The following is a 14,950-nucleotide window of genomic DNA, read 5'->3' as shown; positions in this document are numbered from 1 at the left end:
GGGTCAGGGACTAGTGGAGCAATAGCAAGGTTTTACTGGCCCCTAGCCCCTAGCCCCTAGCCCCTAGCCCCTAGCCCCTAGCCCCTAGCCCCTTCCCTGGCCCCTGAACCCGTTCCCGTGCTAGCGTTTCCTCCATGGACCCCCAAGCCATCGAAAAACTGATCGACAACGGGCGCGACGGCTACGAGGCGCGCCTCGCCGCGGGCCAGGCGCGCCAGGCGTCCGGCGACCTGGATCGCGCCATCGCGCACTTCGAGGCCGCCACCGCGTTCAAGCCCGGCAACACCATGGCCTGGCAGGCGCTCGGCCGCGCCCGCCACGAGCAGGGCGACGACGAGCAGGCCAGGACCGCCTGGGAGCGGGGCCTGGCGGCCGCGCAGGCCAACGGCGACAAGCAGTCCGAGAAAGTGCTCGCGGTCTGGCTCAGGCGCCTCGAGCGCGCTGCGTCGGACGATTGATCGGATCGAAGCGGCGGTAGCGCCAGAGGTACTGCTCGGGCGCGCGACGGACCTGTCGCTCGAGCGCTTCGTTCAGCCGGGTCGCCGCCTCCACCGGGTCGTCGATGGCTGCGAAGTCCTGCAATTCTTCGAATCGCGGCTGCCAGCCGCGTCCGTCCCGGAGCACGTGGCCGATCACCACGCGGCATCCGGTTCGACGTGCGAGACGCCACGCCAGGGTCATGGTCGGCGCCGGCCGGCCGAAGAACGGCGCTTCGACGAACTCGCCGCCGCGCGGGAGCTGGTCGAACAGCAGGCCGACCGCCCCGCCCTGCCGAAGCCGTCGCAGGGCGCTGCGCATCGCCGCGCTTCCGGTCGCGACGAACTCACCGCCGAAGCGGGCCCGGTAGCCGGTCAGGGCGCGGTCCAGGGCGGGGTCGTCGGGCGGCTTGTACAGGTAGGTGATCGGCCAGTGGGTCGTGCCGTAGAGAATGCCGGCCTCCCATTGGCCGAGGTGGCCGCCGAGCAGCAGCGTTCCGCGGCCGTCGGCCACCGCCGCATCCACGGCCTCGCGTCCTTCGGCCGCCCGCCACCGGGAGGCCAGCCAGGTCGAAGACCGGTGCCAGAGCGGCGCGCATTCCAGCGCGGTGACCAGCATGGCGCGCCGGTTGCGCCGGGCCAGCGCCCGCCGTTCGGTGTCGCCGAGTTCGGGATAGGCCTGCTCGAGGTTGGCCCGGACGCGCGCCCGCCGCCCCCCGACCGGCAGCGTACCGATCAGCTCGCCCAGGGCCCGGAGCACCGGTAACGGCAGCCAGGCCAGGGCGGCCAGCAGGGCCCGGTAGACGGCGGTCTTCATGGCGGGGAATGCTACCATCCGGTCCCGGCGAGGGCCCCCTCGCCGCGAGCCATGACCGGACTGCCCTGATGATCGGACTGCTGCAACGCGTCACGAGCGCGCATGTCGAAATCGAAGGCCGCACCGTCGCCCGGATCGAGCGGGGCCTGCTGGTCCTGGTCGGCTTCCGCGACGGCGACCGCGAAGCGCGCATCGGGCGGTTCCTCGAACGGCTGCTCAACTATCGCGTGTTCGCCGACGACGCGGGCCGGATGAACCGGAGCCTGCGCGATACGGAAGGCGGCTTGCTGCTGGTCCCGCAGTTCACGCTGGCCGCGGACACGAATTCCGGCAACCGCCCCAGCTTCACGCCGGCCGCGACGCCGGAGGACGGACGGGCGTTGTTCGACGCACTGAAGCGGGAAGCCAGCCGGGCCTGGCCGGGCTCCGCGTTCGGCCAGTTCGGCGCCCACATGCGGGTCGGCCTGACCAACGACGGCCCGGTGACCTTCTGGCTGGAAGTGGATTGATCGCCTGCGGCGGGAGCGAAGGCCGCCCCTCGCGGGCGGGCCTCAGCCCGGCCGGTTGTAGAGCGCGGAATGCTGCCGCATGAAGAACCCGACCGGCTCGGCCACGCCGATCACCCGGCCGTCGCGGAGGCGGATTTCCGCCGACACTTCGTGCGGCCCCCGCTCGATGCCTTCGAGGGTGACCGACGTCTCGCGGCTGACCAGCTTTTCCTCGCCGTCGACGCGGTAGACGATCTCGGCCCCGTTCGGGAGCTCGCTGTCGATCTCGAGCTCGACGTCGAGCCGGTAGGCGGTGTTGACGATGATCTCGTCGGCCAGCGGGGAGACGATCGAGAACTCGAAGGGTTCGAACTCGGGCGATTCGGTGTTGCGCGCGGCCGACGGGTCGCCGATGTCGACCGGGTCGACCACGGTCAACTCCGGCAGCGGGATCGGCTCTGCGTCGTCGGACGGCTTGCGGTCGGTGTAGACCACGTTGCCGTCCTCGTCGACGGTCTTGTAGATCTGCTGCGCGTCGGCGAACGGGGCGATCCCGATCAGCAGCAGGGCTGCGACGCCGGACGCGAACAGGGATACGGGCACGGAAACGAGCGTGCGAAGGGATCGAGTTGGGTCGAGCATTGCGAGCGACTCCTGTGGCCCGTCTGGCCGTCGTTGTGCATGGTCACGGTTCGGGGCGCTGCGGGTCGCCGTGCCCGTTCGCCCTGTTCGAAGACTTGGACGCCTTGCAGCGCCCTTTGTTCCGGCGCCTTGCTGCGCGTGGTCGCGTGCAGCTTCGTGCGACCGCCGAGCGATCGTCCTGGAGCGATGGTCATGAGATCGCCCAGCGATGGTCATGAGATCGGCCAGCGATCGGCGGCGGCCCCGGTGGCCGGGACCGCTGCCGTTCCGCCCGCTTCAGGCGGAGTAGTACATGTCGAATTCGACCGGGTGCGTCGACATCCGGAACCGGGTGACTTCCTTCATCTTCAGCGCGATGTAGCCGTCGATCAGATCGTCGGAGAAGACGTCGCCGGCCTTCAGGAATTCGCGGTCCTTGTCCAGCGCCTCGAGCGCCTGGTCCAGCGCGTGGCAGACGCGCGGCAGGTCCCGCTCTTCTTCCGGCGGCAGATCGTACAGGTCCTTGTCCATCGGGGAGCCCGGGTCGATCTTGTTCAGGATGCCGTCCAGACCGGCCATCATCATGGCCGCGAAGGTCAGGTACGGGTTGCCGGCCGCGTCGCCGAAGCGGACTTCGATGCGACGGGCCTTGGCACTGGCGACCCACGGCACCCGGCACGACGCGGAGCGGTTGCGGGCCGAATAGGCCAGCACCACCGGCGCCTCGAAGCCCGGCACCAGCCGCTTGTAGCTGTTGGTGGTCGAGTTCGAGAAGGCGTTGATCGCCCGGGCGTGCTTGAAGATGCCGCCGATGTAGTGCAACGCGGTTTCCGAAAGGCCGCCGTAGCCGTCGCCGGAGAACAGGTTCTTGCCCTCCTTGGCCAGCGACTGGTGGACGTGCATGCCCGAGCCGTTGTCGCCGACCAGCGGCTTCGGCATGAAGGTCGCGGTCCGGCCGTGCATATGGGCGACGTTGTGCACGATGTACTTGAACACCAGCATCTCGTCGGCCTTGCGGGTCAGCGAATTGAACCGGGTGCCGATCTCGCACTGGCCGGCGGTTCCCACCTCGTGGTGGTGGACCTCGACCGGAATGCCGCAGGCCTCCAGCGTCAGGCACATCACCGAGCGCAGGTCGGCCAGTCCGTCGACCGGCGGCACCGGGAAGTAGCCGCCCTTGACCCGCGGCCGGTGACCGGTGTTGCCGTCTTCGTATTCCTTGTTCGTGTTCCAGGCCGCTTCTTCCGAATCGATCTGGAAGGAACTGCCGGAGATGTCGTTCTTCCAGCGCACGTCGTCGAACACGAAGAACTCGGGCTCGGGGCCAAAGAAGGCCTCGTCGGCCACGCCGGAGGCGGCCAGGTACGCCTCGGCGCGCTTCGCCAGGGAACGCGGGCAGCGGCTGTAGGCCTGCAGCGTGTCGGGCTCGAGCACGTCGCAGCGGAGGTTGAGCGTCAGGTGTTCGGCAAACGGATCGAGAAAGGCGGCCTCGGTGTCCGGCATCAGGACCATGTCGGACTCGTTGATGCCCTTCCAGCCGGTGATCGACGAGCCGTCGAACATCTTGCCTTCGGCGAGGGTTTCTTCGTCGATGGTCGAAGCGGGCACGGTCACGTGCTGTTCCTTGCCGAGCGTGTCGGCGAACCGCAGGTCGACGAATTCGATTTCTTCATCCTTGATGCGTTTAAGGATGTCTTCAGCGCTCATGGGACGGTCGTCCTTGTTGAATGGGAGGCGCGATCATGGTAGCGGATCGCCGTGGGTGCCGCGCGACCCGTTTCGTCCGCGGCCCGCGACAGCTCCGCGAAACAGGCTAGCCGCGCGGCCAGAACACGACCAGCAGAACCGTGCCCAGCACCAGCCGGTAGACCACGAACGGCATCATGCCGGCGCGCCGCAGCCAGGCCAGGAAGGCGGCGATGGTCAGCCAGGCGAACAGGCCGGACAGCACCGCGGCCAGCGCGAACTGGGCCAGCTCGAAGGAGCCGCCTTCGCGCAGGCCGGTCACGAAGCCCCAGCCGCCGGCCGCGGCGATGATCGGGATCGACAGCAGGAAGGAGTACCGGGCCGCGGCCTCGCGTCCCAGCCCGAGTGCGCGGGCGGCCGTGATCGTCACCCCGGAGCGCGACGTGCCGGGCACCAGGGCCAGCACCTGGGCCAGGCCGATGGCGACCGCCGAAGCGAGGCCCACGTCCTCCAGCGGCCGCGCCTGCCGACCCCAGCGATCCGCCGCCCCGAGCAGCAGGCCGAACACGATCGTCGTCCCGGCAATCAGCAGCGGGTTGCGCAGCCAGATCCCGATCCATTCGGCGGCCAGCGCACCGACCGCCAGCGCCGGCAGCGTGGCCAGCGCGAGGCCGATCAGCAGCGTGCGCTGGATCGGGTCGCGACCGGCCAGGCCGCCGCGCGCCAGTCCAGCCAGCTCCGGGCGCAGGTGCAGCACCACGGCGACCAGGGTGCCGGCATGCACGGCGGCATCGAAGGCAAGCCCCTGGTCGGCCCAGCCGGTCAGCGGCGCGACCAGCGCCAGGTGCGCCGAGCTCGACACGGGCAGGAATTCGGTGACTCCCTGGAGCAGCGCCAGCAGGACGAGTTGGAGGAGGGGCATGGTTGAAAGCAGGGATCAGGGGCGAGGGGAAAGGGGCCAGGGACGACTGCCGCTCGATTCGATTGACGGTGGGACTACCATCCCCTCTCGTCCCCGGCGCCCGCGCCGTTCCCTCAATCCCGCTCCTGGCCGCGCTCGATGGCTTCGGGGTTCAGCGTATAGGTCCCGGTGATGCTGGCCTGGCCGAGGACATGGTCGCGCAGGGCCTCCATCGCCTCGCGGCCGTCGAAGGAGGGTGAGACCGGAAGGGTCTCGACGTCCAGGGCATAGACGGTGAACCGGTAGTGGTGAACGAGCTCGTCGTTCCACGGCGGGCAGGGTCCGTCGTAGCCGTAGTATTCGCCGGCCATCTCCTCGTCGCCGGCCAGGAAGTCGGTGTAGTCGTTGAGCCCCTGGCGGCTGCCCTCCGGGCCCGGGGGCTGCTTCCGGCCGCCCGCGGTGACGCCGCTTCCGCACGCGCCCGTCGCCAGCTCGGTCACGTCGGGCGGCACGTCGATCATCACCCAGTGGAAGAAATCGACCCGCTTGAGCGTCGAGGGAATGGTCCTGCCTTCCTGGTTGACGTCGTCGGCGACCGACGGCACGTCCGGATCGACGCACAGCACGGCGAAGGACCGCGTCCCGTCGGGCGCGCCGGACCAGGCCAGGTGCGGGCTGACGTTGTCCGACAGCGCCATGTGCTGGTCGGCATCGGGGCGGGCGAAGGCAAACTTCGGTTCGATGGCCTGGCCGTCGCGGATATCGTTGGATTTCAGCTGCATTCGAGCCTCCTCTGGGGTGGATCGGGTTCGCTTCGACAAGGGGACGCGGTCGCGCGACATGATGTCGGTATCCTATCAGCCCCCCTGCACCGGACCGACCTCGATATGCGCCCGTTCCCGCTTTCCCGCGCCCTGGCGATCACCGCCCTCGCCCTCCTCCTTCCGCTGCTCGCGACGGCCACGCAGGCGGCCGACCTGCCCGGGCTGGACCGGACGCTTTCGGCTCGCGGCGATCTGCCGTCGGTCGAGGACCTGCTCGGCTTCTCGCCCGGCGAGCGTCACCCGCGGAACCACGAGCTCGTCGCCTATTACCGCGAACTGGCCGAGCGCTCGGAGCGGATGCGGGTCGAGACCATCGGCACCAGCAGCGGCGGCAACGAGCACGTGCTGGCCTACTTCGGCCGGCCCGACCGGCTCGAGCAGCTCGATGCGCTGCGCGCCGGGCGGATCGAGGCCAGCCGCGACGGCACCGGTCCCGTGATCGTCTGGCTCGGCTACTCGGTCCACGGCAACGAAGCCTCGGGGGCTTCGGCCGCGCCGATCGTCGCGTGGTTCCTCGCCGCGTCCGACGCGCCGGAGCTCGACGACTGGTTCGAGCACGTGATCGTGGTCATGGAGCCGGTCATCAACCCGGACGGCGTGGATCGCTTCGCGCACTGGGCCAACATGCACCGCGGCCGCCATCCGTCGGCCGACCCGAACGACCGCGAACACGCCGAGGGCTGGCCGAACGGCCGGACCAGCTACTACTGGTTCGACCTGAACCGCGACTGGCTGCCGCTGACCCACCCGGTCTCGAAGCAGCGAATCCGTCATTACCGTCAGTGGCGGCCCCATGTCCTGACCGACGCCCACGAGATGGGCCACCGCAGCACCTACTTCTTCCAGCCCGGCATCCCGGAGCGGAACAACCCGGACACACCGCCGCGCGTGTTCGAACTGACCGAGCGAATCGCCGAATACCATGCCCGTCGGCTCGACGCGGCCGGCGAGCCGTACTACAGCCGCGAGAGCTTCGACGACTACTACCTCGGCAAGGGCTCGACCTATCCGGACCTGACCGGCGGCATCGGCATCCTGTTCGAACAGGGCACGGCGCGCGGCCACGTCATCGACACACCCTACGGCCAGCGCCGCTTCGTCGACGCGGTCGCCAATCAGGTGCGCACGTCCCTGTCCACGCTGGAAGCCAGCGTTGCGCTCCGCGACGAGCTCCGCGCCTACCAGCGCCAGTCGTTCGTCGACGCGCGCGACGCCGGGCCGCGCCGCGGCGGCTGGCTCATCGGCGACGGCGGCGACCCGCAGCGTGCGCTCCGGCTGCTCGAGACGCTCGTCGGCCACGGCATCGAGGTGCGCCCCGTCGACGGCCGCGTGACGATTTCCGGTCGTGAACAGGCCGACGGCACGGCCTGGGCGATTCCGGCCCGCCAGGACCTGGCCCGCTTCGTTCGGGCGATCTTCGCCACCCCGCGCGACCTGCCGATGGAAACCTTCTACGACGTGTCCGCGTGGCCGCTGCAGCACGCGTTCGACCTTCCCTTCGAAGCGGTCGATCGACTGCCGGCCACCGGCGACGCACTGGCCGAGCCGCTGGCCGCCCCGTCGGCGCCGTCGGCGGTCGACACGGACGCCCTGGCCTGGGCGGTGGACTGGAGCCAGCACCGGGCGCCGGCCCTGCTGTCCGCGCTGCTCGCCGACGGCTACCGCGTGCAGGCGGCCGAGCAACCCACGGCGCTGTCGACGACCGAGGGCGAACGGACCTTCGGCCGCGGCAGCCTGGTCGTGCATTCGGGCATCCAGCCGGCCGACCTGCCCGACATCGGCGCACGGCTGGCCGAGCTGTCGGAACGGTTCGGCGTCGAGGTCGCGTCGATCGGGTCGGGCCTGGCCCGGGCCGGCCTCGACCTGGGCAGCCCGAGCGTGGCCGTGATGGACACCCCGAAGGTCGCGATGCTGACCGGGCCGGGCATCAACCCCTACAACGCGGGCACCGTGTGGCGCTGGTTCGACGTTCACCTTGAACAGCCCATGACCATGCTGAACGTGAATCGCTTGCCGGCCGATCTCGACCGCTACTCCCACCTCGTGCTGCCTGACGGCAACCACGAATTCCGTGGAGAAGCGTTCCGGACGGCGCTGGTCGATTACGTCCGTTCGGGCGGAACGCTGGTCGCCCTGCGCAGTTCGGCCCGCTGGGTCGAGGACCTGGAGCTCGAATGGAGCTTCGTCGAAGAAGGCGACGACCCGGAGGAGGATCGCGACGAGCCGGCCGAGCGCAAGCGCTACAGCGATCACGAACTGGACTTCGCGCGCCGCCTGATCGGCGGCTCTGCGCTGACCGTCGAGATCGATCCGACCCACCCGCTGGCCTGGGGCTACGACACCGACGACCTGGTGCTGTTCCGTCAGGGAGCGCACGTGCTGCGCACGTCCACGAACGTCTACGCCCGGCCCGGCGTGTACGGAGAGTCACCGCTGGTTGCCGGCTACCTGGCCGACCCGGTGGCCGAGGACCTGGCCGGCACGACCGCGCTCGGCGCCGACCGCCTCGGCGACGGCCTGGTGATCCGGATGGCCGACGACGTGCTGTTCCGCGGCTACTGGGCCGGGGCCGAGAAGCTGTTCGCCAACGCCCTGTTCCACAGCAAACGGATCGGCCGCACGCAGTTGCAGTAGCCGGTCGGATCATCGGCGCCGGGACCGGAGGTCGGTCCGGCGCCTGCTGTAAGCGGGAGAGCCTTCAGGCGGTGCCGACGAGCAGGTCCTCGTGATCGCGGCCGGCGACGTCGAGCAGTGCGTCGGCGTCCTCGATCGAGACGAGCTTGCCGCGCACGGCGAGCATGCCGTCGCGCTGCATCGCGCTGAGGGTGCGCGAGACGGTCTCGATCGTCAGTCCGAGGTAATTGGCGATATCCCGCCGATCCATGCTCAGGCGGAATCGATCGCCGTCCTTGCCGCGACGGGTCAGGCGGCGCGAGAGGTTCATCAGGAACGTCGCGACGCGCGCTCGCGCGTCCATGCGGCTGATCACCAGCATCAGTTCGCGCGTCTCGGCCATGTCCAGGGACAGGAGCTTCAGGATCAGCTGGTTGAGTTCCGGGCTCTCGTCGAGAATGCGCTGGAACTCGCGGAACGGGATCTCGCAGTAGCGGCTGTCCTCGAGCGCGACGGCGAACTCCGGGTGTGCGTCGCTGCCGATCGCGTCGAGGCCGATCAGTTCGCCGGGCAGGTGGAAGCCGGTGACGATCTCGTCGCCGTCGCGGGAAATCTGGTACGTCTTGACCGTGCCGCTGCGGACCACGCAGATGCTCTTGAGCTTCTGGCCGGCGTGGAACAGGTGGACGTCGCGCGACAGCGGGCGCTGGCGCCGGATGATGCGGTCGAGCTCCTCGCGACGGGACTCGGCCACGTCCTGGGCGAAGCACAGGTCGAACAGACCGCAGTCGCGGCAAGAGGCCTGCGCCTTGCCGGCTTCCTTCAACGGAATGGGATCACTCATCGCTCGACCTCGCGCACGCGCCGACCGTGCGCAGGATAGCAGAGACGGTCGCCGATTCCCCGAAGTACCGAGCCGCCGGGCGCAGGCGCGCCGTCATACGATGCGGGAATAGCGCGTCGTGCGCCCGGAGGTGGAACGGGCTTCCGCAGCGCTCCGACCGCCAGCCGGCCGCAGGTAGGCATCGAACGGCATCGCGATGGCGCGCAGGAACAGCCGCCCGTCGGCGCTGGCCCGGAAGCCGCCGTCGAAGCGCTCGACCAGGCCGTCCTCGACCAGCGGATTCAGCGCGGCCAGCGCACCGGCGAAGTACGACTCGAACCGAAGCTCGTAGTCGCGCTCGTAGCGGCGAAAGCGGATCTCGCCGCTGCACATGATGTCGCTGATGACCTCGGCCCGTAGCCGGTCGTCGACGGATCGATTTCGACCGCGGGCCACGGGCAGCCGGCCCGAGGTCACGTCGATCTGCCAGTCCGGCAGCGCGCGATGGTTCTGGGCAAAGGCGTCGCCGACCTGGCTGATCGCGCTGGGACCGAAGGCTAGCAGGTCCAGTCCGCCGTGGGTGGAGTAGCCCTGGAAGTTGCGCGTCATGGTCCCGGCGCGACGGGCCCGGGCCAGCTTGTCGTCCGGCCGCGCGAAGTGGTCCATGCCGATGAACTCGTAGCCCGCGTCGAGCAACCGGTCGAGGCTGTTGCGAAACAGCGCGAGCCGGGTCTCGGGCGACGGCAGGTCCTCGCTGCGGATCTGCCGCTGGGCCTTGAAGCGGTCGGGCATGTGGGCGTAGTTGAACAGCGAGATCCGGTCCGGGTTCATCGCGACGATGTGTTCGATGGTCCGTGCAAAGGCCTCGGTGGTCTGAAGCGGGAGGCCGTAGATCAGATCGACCGAGATCGAGTCGAAGCCCGCGCCCCGTGCGGCGCCCAGCAGCCCCGAGACGCAGGCCAGATCGTGGACTCGGTTGACCGCGGCCTGGACGGCGGGGTCGAGGTCCTGGATGCCCATGGAAAGCCGGTTGAAGCCCGATTCCCGCAGCGCGCGCAGGTCGGCCGGCTCGAGCGAGCGCGGGTCCGCCTCCAGGCCGATCTCCGCGTCGTCGGCGAAGTGGAAGTGCGAGCGCAGCAGGCGCATCAGCTGGTCGATCTGCGGCGGCGTCAGGAAGGTCGGTGTGCCGCCGCCCAGGTGGACCTGTCGGACCACGCGATCGTCGTCGATGTGCGGCGCGACCAGGTCCAGCTCCCGTTCGAGGTGGACCAGGAACTCACTCCCGGCCGACGCCGACCGGGTGATGACCCGGTTGCAGCCGCAGTAGAAGCACGGGTTGGCACAGAACGGCACGTGGACGTAGAGCGACAGGTCGGCGGGAATCGGCAGGCGGTTGCTCTCGGCAAGCGCCGCGGTCCAGTCGATCGGCCCAAAGGTCTCGGCGAACTGCAGCGCCGTCGGATACGAGGTGTAGCGCGGCCCCTCCCCGCCGTGACGCGCGATCAGGTCCCCGTCGAAGCGCGGGCGGACCGCCGAAGGGTCGGGGCGGAGGGAACGGGGATTCGGAGCATTCATCGGAGGGGCCTCATCGCGAGCGGACCGGTCGAGTCGATGGGTCCAGTCTAGGAGCGCGCGACCCGGCGGGAGTTGACCACCATCAACTTTGGCGGCCCGGGCCGGGCCGCGGCACTGGACGCGTCAGGCGGCGACGCAGTCGACCAGGAACCGCACCGCCGAGTGGTCCAGTTGCGCGGCCAGCCACGGACCCGCAGCCACCAGCACGCCGGTGCCGGCCATCACGACCGCCGCTGCGCCGCGCAGCCCGCCCGCGCGCAGCCGGCTGCGCAGGCGTGCGGCCACCAGCCCGCCGCCGAGCAGCAGCGGCAGCGTGCCGGCACCGAAGCCGAGCACCAGCGCGATCGTGGCGCTCGCGTCGCCCAGCAACCACGCCGCGGCCAGTACGCCGTAGAGCAGGCCGCAGGGCAGCACCCCCCACAGCAGGCCCAGGCCGACGGCCTTGTCGAAGCGGTCGGCCGGCAGCAGGCGACCGAACAGGGGCAGCACGCGCCTGGTCAGCGGCGCGACCGCTTCGCCGAGCGGATCGCGCAGGCGGCCGGGCAGCGCGATGTAGGCCGCGAGCAGCACCAGCAGAAGGCCGAGGACGACACGCAGCCCGCTCGCGGCACCACCGGGCAGGATGCGTTCGGGCAGGGCCCCGAGCGCGGTCAGGAGGAGGCCCAGCAGGAGGTAGCTGGTCAGCCGGCCGACGTGGAAGCCCACGGCCAGGCGGTCGCGTCCGCGCGGAACCTGGCCGTGCAGCACGGCGAGGATGCCCCCGCACATGGCCGCGCAGTGCAGCGACCCGAACAGCCCGGCGAGCAGGCCGGTCACGAGGGCGGCGCCGGGCGTCATCGCTCGCGGCCGTCGTCGGCCGACCTGGACGCCGTCCGAGCGGCCGGATCGTCGTCGTCCAGCACGTCCAGCGCCGGGGAATCGAGGTCGTCGAACTGGTCGTTGCGAACGGCCCAGAAGAACGCCCACAGTGCGAAACCGAGCAGCAGCAGGGACAGCGGAATCAGCAGGTAGATGATGCTCATGCCGCGCCCGCCATCGGTGCGTCGGCGACGGCCTGCTGCGGCGCGGCGCGATGCCGTCGTCGCCGACCGAGCCGCTGCGCGTTCAGCACCACGGCCAGGGAACTGGCCGACATGCCGATCGCCGCGGCCCAGGGCGGAATCCAGCCGGCTGCGGCCAGCGGCAGCGCACAGACGTTGTAGGCCAGTGCCCAGGCCAGGTTCTGGCGGATCACGCGGCGCACCGCGGGCGCGCGGCCGAACAGCGCGAGCAGCGGCTTCAGGTCGCGCCCGGTGGCGACCAGGTCGGCCTGGGTCCGCGCGATCGCGGCGCCTTCGGCCAGGGCTATGGCGATATCGGCGCCGGCCAGCACCGGCGCATCATTTATGCCGTCGCCGATCATCGCCACGCGGGCGCCGTCGGCCTGGAGCGCGGCGATCCGGTCCAGCTTTCCTTCGGGCGAGAGTTCTCCTTCGGCGTGGCGAATCGCGAGCCGCTCGGCCATGGCCGCCACGTTCGCCTTCCGGTCGCCGGAGGCCAGGCGCACGTCCACGCCGGCAGCGTGCAGCGTCGCAACGAGCTCGCGCGCCCCGGGACGCAAGCGGCTGTCGATCCGGAACCCGGCCGTGCCGGCACGGTCCACGGCCAGCGCGATCCAGAGCCCCTTCTCCGGCAGGTCCACGCACTGCCCGCTGCGTTCGGTGACCCAGGCCGGCGTGCCCAGCCACGCTGTGGCGCCGCCGACCTCGCCGTGGATGCCCGCCCCGGCCACGCTTCGGGCGTTCGCCACGGTGCGACCGTCGTCGTGGGCCCGGAACGCACTGGCGATCGGATGGTTGCTGGAACGCTCCAGCGCGGCGGCGACAGCCAGCATCGTGCCGGGATCCTCGGCGCGGACCTCCGCGAGGTCCATCCGCGGCTCGGTCAGGGTGCCGGTCTTGTCGAGCATCACGTGGGTGATCCGCGGCAGCGCCTCGAGCGCGTCCGGGTCGGCGGTCAGCACACCCTGCTCGGCGAGGCTCCGGGTCGCCGCGGCAAGGGCCGTCGGCGTGCCCAGCGCAAGCGCGCAGGGACAGGCGACCACCAGCATTGCCAGCACCACCGGGATGACGCGATCAGGCTCGTGAAGCCCCCAGGCGATCCCGGCCGCCAGGGTCGAGAGCAGGATCACGGCGATGAACGCTCCAGCGACCCGGTCGGCCAGCCGGGCCAGCTCCGGCCGCCGTCGGCGCGCCTCGCCGAGAAGATCGGCGATCCCGGCCAGCACCGTGCCCTGCCCGACGGCTTCGACCTCGACCGTCAAAGATCCGCCGGTGACCAGGCAGCCGGCCAGGACCGCATCGCCGGCCGCCCGCCCTCGGGGCTCGGACTCGCCGGAGACCAGCGACTCGTCGACCCGGCCGCGGCCCTCGATCACCGTCCCGTCCGCGGGCACGACCTCGCCGTCGCCGACCAGCACGCGATCGCCGGTGCGCAGTTCGACCAGGCCGACACGTTCGACCGCGCCGCCGTCGCGATCGACCAGGCGGCGCGCCTGGTCCGGAAGGGCTCGGGCCAGTGCGCTGTGGACGGCGCCCGAGCGCTGGCGCGCAAGCAGCACCGCGAAGCGGCCGAGCAGGAGGAAGAACAGGAACATCACGACCGAGTCGAAGTAGACCTCGCCATGGCCGAACAAGGTGATGATCACACTGGCGAACAGGGCCAGCAGCATGGCGGCGGCCACCGGCACGTCGATGCCGAGGCGGCGCCGGGCCAGGTGACCCGCCGCGGAGCGGAAGAACGGCTGCCCCGCATAGAGCGTGACCGGCACCGCGACCAGCATGCTGATCAGCTTGAAGAAGTGCTCCGTTTCGGCGTCCATGCCGCCGAAGGCTCCGGCGCCGAGGTAGTTGGCCAGCGCATAGCTCATCACCTGCATCATGCCGAGCGCGGCGACGACCAGGTAGCGCAGCATCCGGCGCCGCTCGTTGCGATCGCGATCGATGGCGGCGTCCGGCGAATCCAGGTGCGGTGGGTAGCCGAGCCGGTCCAGCGCACCGGCGATCGAGGACAGCGGTGTGCGTGCGGGGTCGAACTGCAGCCGGAGTCGGCCGTCGCCGACGTCGAGCCGGGCGTCCGTGACACCGTCGAAGGCCTCGAGGTAGCGTCGGACCAGCCACGCGCAGGCCGCGCAGTGGACGTTCTCGAGCACCAGGACCATGCGGACGGCGGACGGCGCCGCACGCCGATCCTCACCCCCGGCCGCGGCACGATCGCTGCCGGCACCGACCGCCCTGGCGTGGTGCGACAGCACGGCGTCCCGGTCCCAGGCGGCAAACCTGCCGGGAGCCGTCCCGGACGGTTCCGGGTCGGGCCGCTCGGGCAGCCGGTCGCGGAATTCGTAGTAGCGCCCGAGTCCGGCGTCGTGAATGATCGAGGCGACAGCCCGGCAGCCGCTGCAGCACATCGGGCGCGCCCGGCCGTCGATCTCGACCGAGAGCTCGACGCCCGCCGGCACGGGTTCGCCGCAGTGGAAGCAGTCCTTCGTGCTCATCGGGGCGCGCTCATCGGAATCCGGGCCGGGCTACAGCCGCTCGGGCTCGAGGCGGACCGCCAGCTCGTCCCCGGCCAGGCGGTAGTCGGACGAGATCCACCAGTCCTGGTCGAGGTTCGAGACGATCAGCCGGCCACGCGCCGGCCAGTCCCTCGCCGGCGCGGCGTAGCGCACCTCGCCTGCGCGCCTGAGCACGACCTGCAGGTCGCGGGCGGCGTCGGTGGGGTGCTGGACCAGGAGCAGCAGGGAATCGCCGAGTGCGGCCGCGCCTTCGGCCGGCAGCGACACCGCGACCTCGCCGGCGGCCAGCGTCAGCTCGCCGACCAGCCCCAGGGCCGCCGCACGGTCCGCCCGCTGGTGCGTGTCGACCAGCGCCTTGCCCAGGCGAGCGTAGTCGCCGGTCATCATGTGGGGCGGGTTGCGGACCGCAACGGCCAGGGTGATCGACGCCGAGACGACGCCCCAGCCGAGAATGGCCAGGATGAACCAGGGCCAGAACTGGCGGTACCAGGGGGACGATTCAGCGCTTCGCGCGGTCGGGGTTTCGGAAGACATTCGGTGTTCTCCAGTCGTCCGGACATGATCCCTCGGGAG

At 70.7% G+C, this 14,950-nt stretch carries 14 protein-coding genes; 3 read left to right on the top strand and 11 right to left on the bottom strand.

The features are described 5' to 3' along the window. The first annotated feature begins 134 nt into the window (after positions 1-134). Positions 135-458 (top strand): tetratricopeptide repeat protein, encoded by a 324-nt coding sequence (locus tag KUV67_09105; GenBank protein ID MBY6205036.1) that lies wholly within the window; start codon positions 135-137, stop codon positions 456-458. Here KUV67_09105 and KUV67_09100 read toward each other — a convergent pair. Continuing rightward, the gene (locus tag KUV67_09100; GenBank protein ID MBY6205035.1) at positions 424-1,311 is read right to left on the bottom strand and encodes a hypothetical protein; all 888 of its coding nucleotides are present in this window, start codon (positions 1,309-1,311) and stop codon (positions 424-426) included. The two genes, KUV67_09105 and KUV67_09100, sit on opposite strands and share 35 nt — an antisense overlap. 50 nt (positions 1,312-1,361) lie before the next feature. Between KUV67_09100 and dtd the strand changes: the two genes are divergently transcribed. Next, the gene (dtd, locus tag KUV67_09095; GenBank protein MBY6205034.1) at positions 1,362-1,802 is read left to right on the top strand and encodes a D-tyrosyl-tRNA(Tyr) deacylase; all 441 of its coding nucleotides are present in this window, start codon (positions 1,362-1,364) and stop codon (positions 1,800-1,802) included. Positions 1,803-1,844: 42 nt separating this feature from the next. On the opposite strand, the gene KUV67_09090 is transcribed toward dtd, so the two are convergent. The 4 genes from KUV67_09090 to KUV67_09075 all read right to left on the bottom strand — a co-directional run bounded on the left by KUV67_09090 (position 1,845) and on the right by KUV67_09075 (position 5,771). Next, positions 1,845-2,423, bottom strand: coding sequence for a DUF4124 domain-containing protein (locus tag KUV67_09090; GenBank protein MBY6205033.1), 579 nt, complete (start codon positions 2,421-2,423; stop codon positions 1,845-1,847). Positions 2,424-2,699: 276 nt separating this feature from the next. Next, positions 2,700-4,109, bottom strand: coding sequence for a type I glutamate--ammonia ligase (glnA, locus tag KUV67_09085; protein ID MBY6205032.1), 1,410 nt, complete (start codon positions 4,107-4,109; stop codon positions 2,700-2,702). Between the two features lie 106 nt (positions 4,110-4,215). After that, a complete protein-coding gene (locus KUV67_09080; protein ID MBY6205031.1) occupies positions 4,216-5,010 on the bottom strand; it encodes an undecaprenyl-diphosphate phosphatase in 795 nt (264 codons plus the stop codon). Positions 5,011-5,123: 113 nt separating this feature from the next. Then, complete coding sequence (locus tag KUV67_09075; GenBank protein ID MBY6205030.1) at positions 5,124-5,771, bottom strand: YbhB/YbcL family Raf kinase inhibitor-like protein; 648 nt, start codon at positions 5,769-5,771, stop codon at positions 5,124-5,126. A 105-nt stretch (positions 5,772-5,876) separates the two neighbouring features. On the opposite strand from KUV67_09075, the gene KUV67_09070 reads away from it, so the two are divergent. After that, positions 5,877-8,447, top strand: coding sequence for a hypothetical protein (locus KUV67_09070; GenBank protein ID MBY6205029.1), 2,571 nt, complete (start codon positions 5,877-5,879; stop codon positions 8,445-8,447). A 64-nt stretch (positions 8,448-8,511) separates the two neighbouring features. Here the strand turns inward: KUV67_09070 and fnr are convergent, their stop codons facing one another. The 6 genes from fnr to KUV67_09040 form a co-directional block, all read right to left on the bottom strand. Further along, positions 8,512-9,270 (bottom strand): fumarate/nitrate reduction transcriptional regulator Fnr, encoded by a 759-nt coding sequence (fnr, locus tag KUV67_09065; protein ID MBY6205028.1) that lies wholly within the window; start codon positions 9,268-9,270, stop codon positions 8,512-8,514. A 93-nt stretch (positions 9,271-9,363) separates the two neighbouring features. Beyond that, on the bottom strand, positions 9,364-10,824 hold the full coding sequence (gene hemN, locus KUV67_09060) for an oxygen-independent coproporphyrinogen III oxidase (protein ID MBY6205027.1): 1,461 nt from the start codon (positions 10,822-10,824) through the stop codon (positions 9,364-9,366). Positions 10,825-10,947: 123 nt separating this feature from the next. Next, a complete protein-coding gene (locus KUV67_09055; protein MBY6205026.1) occupies positions 10,948-11,661 on the bottom strand; it encodes a sulfite exporter TauE/SafE family protein in 714 nt (237 codons plus the stop codon). Further along, positions 11,658-11,846, bottom strand: coding sequence for a cbb3-type cytochrome oxidase assembly protein CcoS (gene ccoS / locus KUV67_09050; protein ID MBY6205025.1), 189 nt, complete (start codon positions 11,844-11,846; stop codon positions 11,658-11,660). Before ccoS ends, KUV67_09055 begins: the two co-directional genes overlap by 4 nt. Beyond that, on the bottom strand, positions 11,843-14,356 hold the full coding sequence (gene cadA / locus KUV67_09045; GenBank protein MBY6205024.1) for a cadmium-translocating P-type ATPase: 2,514 nt from the start codon (positions 14,354-14,356) through the stop codon (positions 11,843-11,845). The genes ccoS and cadA overlap by 4 nt, the downstream gene beginning before the upstream one ends. A 30-nt stretch (positions 14,357-14,386) precedes the next feature. Continuing rightward, on the bottom strand, positions 14,387-14,911 hold the full coding sequence (locus KUV67_09040; GenBank protein MBY6205023.1) for a FixH family protein: 525 nt from the start codon (positions 14,909-14,911) through the stop codon (positions 14,387-14,389). Between the last annotated feature and the right edge of the window lie 39 nt (positions 14,912-14,950).

It is taken from the genome of Halomonas denitrificans (genome assembly GCA_019800895.1).
Classification (GTDB): Bacteria; Pseudomonadota; Gammaproteobacteria; order Xanthomonadales; family Wenzhouxiangellaceae.
The sequence above is the reverse complement of the archived record's forward strand: the minus strand, read 5'-3'. Positions and strand labels throughout refer to the sequence as shown.

Coding starts and splice junctions, on each gene's coding strand:
- ccoS (MBY6205025.1), bottom strand. CDS start 11,846: ATGAGCATCATCTACCTGCTGATTCCGCTGTCCCTGCTGCTGCTCGGT.
- KUV67_09105 (MBY6205036.1), top strand. CDS start 135: ATGGACCCCCAAGCCATCGAAAAACTGATCGACAACGGGCGCGACGGC.
- KUV67_09080 (MBY6205031.1), bottom strand. CDS start 5,010: ATGCCCCTCCTCCAACTCGTCCTGCTGGCGCTGCTCCAGGGAGTCACC.
- hemN (MBY6205027.1), bottom strand. CDS start 10,824: ATGAATGCTCCGAATCCCCGTTCCCTCCGCCCCGACCCTTCGGCGGTC.
- KUV67_09055 (MBY6205026.1), bottom strand. CDS start 11,661: ATGACGCCCGGCGCCGCCCTCGTGACCGGCCTGCTCGCCGGGCTGTTC.
- glnA (MBY6205032.1), bottom strand. CDS start 4,109: ATGAGCGCTGAAGACATCCTTAAACGCATCAAGGATGAAGAAATCGAA.
- KUV67_09075 (MBY6205030.1), bottom strand. CDS start 5,771: ATGCAGCTGAAATCCAACGATATCCGCGACGGCCAGGCCATCGAACCG.
- KUV67_09090 (MBY6205033.1), bottom strand. CDS start 2,423: ATGCTCGACCCAACTCGATCCCTTCGCACGCTCGTTTCCGTGCCCGTA.
- KUV67_09070 (MBY6205029.1), top strand. CDS start 5,877: ATGCGCCCGTTCCCGCTTTCCCGCGCCCTGGCGATCACCGCCCTCGCC.
- dtd (MBY6205034.1), top strand. CDS start 1,362: ATGATCGGACTGCTGCAACGCGTCACGAGCGCGCATGTCGAAATCGAA.
- KUV67_09040 (MBY6205023.1), bottom strand. CDS start 14,911: ATGTCTTCCGAAACCCCGACCGCGCGAAGCGCTGAATCGTCCCCCTGG.
- fnr (MBY6205028.1), bottom strand. CDS start 9,270: ATGAGTGATCCCATTCCGTTGAAGGAAGCCGGCAAGGCGCAGGCCTCT.
- cadA (MBY6205024.1), bottom strand. CDS start 14,356: ATGAGCACGAAGGACTGCTTCCACTGCGGCGAACCCGTGCCGGCGGGC.
- KUV67_09100 (MBY6205035.1), bottom strand. CDS start 1,311: ATGGTAGCATTCCCCGCCATGAAGACCGCCGTCTACCGGGCCCTGCTG.